A 6,168-nucleotide genomic window follows, 5' to 3' on the forward strand; every position below is an offset into this window, starting at 1 on the left:
AGCAAACTGCACCAACTACTGCCAAAGCAGATGAAAAACAACTCCCTGCAACAGGAAGTCAAGATTCTGCAGGCTTGGTCGCAGCAGGCCTCATGGCGACTCTAGCAGCCTACGGACTGACTAAGAGAAAAGAAGACTAAGATTCTTCTAGGAGAATACGAAAAAGCGAGATTGAATCTCGCTTTTTATTGTTAGGATTAATCACCAAGTCCTATACGTTCAAAGATATCATCCACTCGTTTAGTGTAGTATGCAGGATTGAAGATTTCGTCGATCTCCTCTTGAGTGAGGCGTGATGTCACTTCTGGATCTGCTTCGAGAAGCGGTTTGAAGTCTACTTGGTTGTCCCAAGAGTGGGCTGTTTTTGGTTGCACCAAGTCATAGGCTTGCTCACGGGTCATACCTTTTTCAATCAAGGTCAACATCGCCCGCTGGCTAAAGATAAGACCAAAAGTTGAGTTCATGTTGCGGATCATGTTTTCAGGGAAAACCGTCAAGTTCTTGACGATATTTCCAAAACGGTTGAGCATGTAGTCAATCAAGATGGTTGTATCTGGTGCGATGATTCGCTCAGCTGATGAGTGAGAGATATCACGTTCGTGCCAAAGGGCTACGTTTTCATAAGCTGTGACCATGTGACCACGGATCACACGCGCCAGACCTGTCATGTTCTCAGAACCGATAGGGTTGCGTTTGTGAGGCATTGCTGAAGACCCTTTTTGACCTTTAGCAAAGAACTCTTCCACTTCGCGTTGTTCAGACTTTTGCAAACCACGGATCTCTGTTGCCATACGTTCGATTGAAGTCGCGATGCTAGCAAGAACTGCAAAGTACTCAGCGTGAAGGTCACGAGGAAGGACTTGTGTAGAGATTTCTTGAGCACGGATACCCAACTTGTCGCAGACGTATTGCTCCACAAATGGTGGGATGTTGGCAAAGTTACCAACCGCACCAGAAATCTTACCAGCTTCCACGCCAGCAGCCGCATGTTCGAAACGCTCAATGTTACGTTTCATTTCGCTGTACCAAGTTGCCAATTTAAGACCAAAAGTTGTAGGCTCAGCGTGCACACCGTGGGTACGTCCCATCATGATAGTAAACTTGTGTCCTTTCGCTTTATCAGCGATGATGTTGAGGAAGTTTTCAAGATCCTTACGGATGATGTCGTTGGCTTGCTTGTAAAGGTAACCGTAGGCCGTATCCACCACGTCGGTAGAAGTCAACCCATAGTGCACCCACTTGCGCTCTTCACCAAGAGTCTCAGAAACCGCACGAGTGAAAGCCACCACATCGTGGCGAGTCTCCTGCTCAATCTCCAAAATACGGTCGATGTCAAAGTCCGCCTTCTCGCGAATCAAAGCCACATCTTCCTTAGGGATTTCCCCCAACTCAGCCCATGCCTCATCAGCCAAGATTTCCACCTCAAGCCAAGCACGGTATTTATTTTCTTCACTCCAAATGTTCGCCATCTCAGGGCGAGAATAACGTTCGATCATGATTAATTTTCCTTTCTTCTTAAGTTTCACCTTTTTAATAACGAGCCATCTAAACTTTATTCCTCTTACTATCCCAAGAATCATAATCTAATTCAGAAATCTCATTATATCTAATATTAGGAATAAACACATTCAGAGATACTCTATTCTTATTGAGTTCTGTTATGTCATCGCTAGGAATAGCCTGAATATGGATTCCTCTTGGAACTTCTTCAGATTTATGATATATTAAATCAACCTGATAATATACCTGAAGGTCTTTGTTACCATTTTTATTTAGCTTATTCCATATACGTCTTTCATACGTTAATTGAGAATTACCCCTCTCAGAATTTAATTTAAAGGACTCAAAATCTCTCCCACCTCCATTAGACCAACTTGTCTGAGGAAAAATATTTTCATCATTATTTTTTCTTGAATTAAAATCCTTCATTCTTCCGACTAACATATGTCCCAGTATATGGCCTGTATGAAACACTGACCCAGAGAATTGTGACTTTCCTTTTGAGGTCCCCCCATTAGGTGGAATAATAGTTTCTCTAGATAACAAGGCAATCCCTCTTTTTGCTCTATCTCTTTCATCTTTAACATTTTTAGCAAATTCATGAATGTCTTGTTCAGTTTTAAAAAAATCTTTATTAAAATTAACAAAATCCTCTAAAACGAAACTTCCATATCCATTATAGCAATCAGCTAATTCATCTACACTGCTATATCCTAGCTGATTTGCTATATCATTAGTGATATAATGAAGCGCTTCACTTTTGTTTGGGTATTTTATAGTCTTAATCATAAATATATAAAACCTCTTCATAGTATTCACTTATATTTCTATGATGTGCCTTGAAACACCCAATTGTTCTCGAGTTATCTCTGCAACAATCATATTTATAAACTGAAATGGAGTTAATTTAATAAATTCCGAAAGAATCCAACTATGTTCTTTCATTAAATACGCATTTAAAACATCTGGTTCATATCTTGACAACTCACTCAGACGATGCATACACATATACATTATTACTATTGGAGGAATATCTAAACTTTTAGGATTATTAAAGTCTTTAAAATACCATCTAGAATTAATACCCGAAGAAATTTCTTGGAATGATTTTCTTACCATCTTATGAAAATTTAATAAATTTTGATTAGAAGACACATTTCTAATATTTTGGAGTTGTACCGGGCACTGTCTCCATGAAAGTTTAGTACCATCAAAGTCTTTATAGACTCTCACTCTTCTTAAATTATTTCCTTTAACATTATTATGTTTCGTATATTTTTCATCAATTTTTGCATTTATAGTCACTCTTTTATCAGGCTTTCTAACAAAATAAACATCGTCTAAAGGAATAAACATCTCTTTATTTTGACTGATTCCCTGCGAAATAACATACGTCCTATGAATATATACTAAATTAGCTAACAACTCATCTAAAGAGTGTTTTGAGCCAATTATTCCCATATTTCCATCAAAAAAATGAAGTAGTCCTGGACAAACCCCTCTAGCTTTAATTACGACCTCTTGCTCATCTAACCTTGGCTTGTTTTTGTTTGTATTTTTATTTTTACCTGATACACCATGATAAGGCGTATAGTATGAATTATTGATGCCCCAAAATTCTAAAAGCGCTTTAGTTGCATTTAAAAAACAATAATAAAGAGGAAGCGGAGCAGAAGTTAACGATAAATTTTTACTAGACTTATAAAATTCTTCTGCCTGATTCCAATAAAACAGAGCTTTCTCTGCGTTACTTTTTTTCCCTCTTTTTATATTTCTTAGAAAAAATCTCACATACTCCCACCTATCAGATACGATAACTGTTCTACCTGTTAAACTAGGCTTATTTATAGCTGTTTTAAGAGTTAATGGTTTATTATTATACTTTATTACTTCCATAATAGATCATAAATCCTTATTCAAAATTAATCACATTATATTTTTCTTACTCATTTCATATTCACCGAATTCATTCACACTATCCGGCACATCACTAAACAAAGTCACATGTCCCATCTTGCGGTTGTGCTTCGCTTCTATTTTACCATACATGTGGAGGTGGGCGCTTGGATTTTCTGTGACATATTTTTCAGCGGCCTCGACATGCTGGCCGAGTACGTTGAGCATGACGGCAGGTGCATGCAGTTTGATGGCTGGAAGCGGTGCTCCGAGAACACCTAAGATATGGGTATCAAACTGGGAGAAATCACAGGCTTCGATCGAATAGTGTCCTGAGTTGTGGGGGCGTGGGGCAATCTCATTAACGATAATATCATCAGCTGTCGCAAACATTTCCACACAAAGAGTCCCAGACAAGTTCAGTTGTTCTGCGATTCGCACAGCCATAGCTTTGGCTTTTTCAGCTAGACTTTCTGAAATGCGGGCTGGCACGATGGTCTTAGACAGGATATTGTTGCGGTGGATATTTTCCTGAATAGGGAAGACTGTCACGTCCTTGCCATTTCCTGACACGATGACAGAAATTTCAAGGTCGAAGTTGACAAATTCTTCCAAAACACAGTCTGCTGAGTCAGCTAGCGCATAGGCTTCTGCCAAATCTGTTTCTGAACGAATAACCTTTTGACCATGGCCATCGTAGCCACCGGTCGCCGTCTTGAGGACATAGTTTTTCGACAGGTCAATATCTGCCAAGTCTTGGCTAGAAGTCACGACCTTGTAGGGTGCCACGGTGACTTGTGCCTTGTTTGAGAGAAAGTCCTTTTCAAAAATACGATTTTGAGAAACACGGAGCAAGTCAGTTCCTTGAGGGAGTTGTCCCTCCTTGATGACAGCATCCAAACCGTCGGCATCGACATTTTCAAATTCATAAGTGAGAACATCACAGCGGTCCGCCAACTGACGCAGGGCGTCCACATCATTATAAGAAGCCACGATGATCTCCGCCACACGAGAGGCGGGACCATCAGCCGCAGGATCCAGTGCGATAACCTTGTGCCCCATGTAGATAGCAGAAATGGCCATCATCTGCCCCAGCTGACCGCCACCGATAATTCCGATTGTTTTAGATGAGCTCATTTGTTGACTCCTCTGCTATTTTTCCTTGCTCTTCTGCGAAATCTGCCAAAGCTGTCGCGATAGCCTGATCCTCTACTGAAAGAAGACGAAGGGCAAAGAGGGCCGCGTTTGTCGCCCCTGCTTCACCGATAGCCATAGTTGCGACTGGTACGCCACCCGGCATCTGAACGATAGAGTAGAGCGAGTCCACGCCACTAAGAGCACGTGATTTGACTGGTACACCAATGACAGGAAGGGTTGTTTTGGCAGCTACCATACCTGGCAAATGGGCTGCGCCACCCGCACCAGCGATGATGACCTTGATGCCACGGCTACGTGCTTCTTCCGCATGTTTGAACATGAGGTCTGGTGTACGGTGTGCGGAAACAACTTTCTTTTCGTAGGCTACACCGAAGCGGTCAAGGACTTCTGCTGTTTTTTGCATGGTTGCCCAGTCGGATTTTGAGCCCATGATGATGGAAATAATTGGTTTCATTTCTTCTCCTCTTTTAATAATCGTCTAATGTAGTGCGGACGTAAGCGACCGCCTAGGGCGTTCCATTACTAAAACTGGAGCCTAAGTCTCCAGTTTTCCGCTCCTAGTAGCTATGCTACTAGGAGTTCCACTACTGCGACGATTATCCTATATTAGCTCGCTAACGCTCGCAAACCATACGACCATTAACGTATTTTGTAAATTTTTATTTTTCTTTTTGATAATGGTCTTAGGTGGTGGGGGCGGAAGCAAACCTTCGGTTTCATTCCTAAACTTTGAGCCTAAGGTCTCAAAGTTTCCCCCGACCAGAACAAGTTCTGTTCTGGTCTTTTCACCACGGCGATCATTATCGTATTTGGCGACTTCGTCGCGTTATTCTTATATCTTTACTTAATGGCCTTGCTTCCGATATCTGTTCGGTAAAAGAGGCCTTCTGTTTTTTGTTGGGCGAGTTCTTGGTAGATGGTTTCTTGAGCTTCTTTGACAGTGTTGGCTGTGGTGACGAGCATATAGACTCGTCCGCCGTTTGATAGCAGTGCTCTGCTATTTTCCGAAAACTTAGCTCCGGCATAGTAGGTGATGATGTCACCTTCTGTCTTGGCTGGCAACTCAATACCTTTTTCATAGTCTAGCGGGTACCCATTGGATGCGACAACTACGCCAAGTGTCACACCCTTGTCCGTCCAAGTGATTTCTGGTTCTTTCCCATCCAAAATATCAGTGATATTTTGCGCAAAGTCAGATGTCAAACGAGGCAAGATGATTTGTGTTTCAGGATCTCCAAAGCGTGAATTGAACTCGATGACTTTCGGTCCATCAACTGTCAAGATAAGACCCGCGTAAAGGACACCAAGGTAGGGACGTCCTTCTTTGATCATGCCTTCAAGAACTGGCTTGACAATGGTCTCAACCGCTGTGTCAACCACGCTCTGTGGCAAGTGAGGAACTGGCGCATAGGCACCCATCCCGCCAGTGTTAGGGCCCTTGTCGCCATCGTAAGCACGTTTGTGGTCCTGAGCCGTTGGCATGATGTAGAACTTGTCCCCATTGACAAAGGCAAAAAGTGAAAATTCCTCTCCTGCAAGAAACTCCTCGATAACCACACGCGCACCTGAGTCACCAAATTTATTGTCCAAAAGCATCTCGTGAGCGGCTTCGAC

General features: G+C 42.1%; 7 protein-coding genes. 1 reads left to right on the plus strand and 6 read right to left on the minus strand.

What is annotated here, in order from left to right; translation table 11 throughout:
• A partial coding sequence (locus GMD6S_RS13170) for an LPXTG cell wall anchor domain-containing protein (RefSeq protein ID WP_008295567.1) occupies window positions 1-140 on the plus strand: 140 nt, incomplete at its 5' end.
• A gap of 57 nt (window positions 141-197) precedes the next feature.
• On the opposite strand, the gene purB is transcribed toward GMD6S_RS13170, so the two are convergent.
• The 6 genes from purB to GMD6S_RS10785 form a co-directional block, all read right to left on the minus strand.
• On the minus strand, window positions 198-1,496 hold the full coding sequence (purB, locus tag GMD6S_RS10760) for an adenylosuccinate lyase (protein ID WP_000572896.1): 1,299 nt from the start codon (window positions 1,494-1,496) through the stop codon (window positions 198-200).
• Between the two features lie 49 nt (window positions 1,497-1,545).
• Window positions 1,546-2,289 carry a hypothetical protein gene (locus tag GMD6S_RS10765; RefSeq protein WP_000598019.1) on the minus strand — a complete coding sequence of 248 codons (744 nt, stop codon included), beginning with the start codon at window positions 2,287-2,289 and terminating at the stop codon, window positions 1,546-1,548.
• A gap of 30 nt (window positions 2,290-2,319) precedes the next feature.
• The gene (locus GMD6S_RS10770) at window positions 2,320-3,396 is read right to left on the minus strand and encodes a YaaC family protein (protein ID WP_000452038.1); all 1,077 of its coding nucleotides are present in this window, start codon (window positions 3,394-3,396) and stop codon (window positions 2,320-2,322) included.
• Between the two features lie 30 nt (window positions 3,397-3,426).
• Window positions 3,427-4,533: a 5-(carboxyamino)imidazole ribonucleotide synthase gene (gene purK, locus GMD6S_RS10775; RefSeq protein ID WP_000099061.1), complete on the minus strand. Its 1,107-nt coding sequence runs from the start codon at window positions 4,531-4,533 to the stop codon at window positions 3,427-3,429.
• Window positions 4,520-5,008 (minus strand): 5-(carboxyamino)imidazole ribonucleotide mutase, encoded by a 489-nt coding sequence (gene purE, locus GMD6S_RS10780; protein ID WP_000802563.1) that lies wholly within the window; start codon window positions 5,006-5,008, stop codon window positions 4,520-4,522. Before purE ends, purK begins: the two co-directional genes overlap by 14 nt.
• A 386-nt stretch (window positions 5,009-5,394) precedes the next feature.
• Window positions 5,395-6,168 (minus strand): phosphoribosylamine--glycine ligase (locus GMD6S_RS10785; protein ID WP_000320888.1); only part of this gene is annotated, 774 nt, incomplete at its 5' end.

The organism is Streptococcus sp. GMD6S (assembly GCF_000297015.1).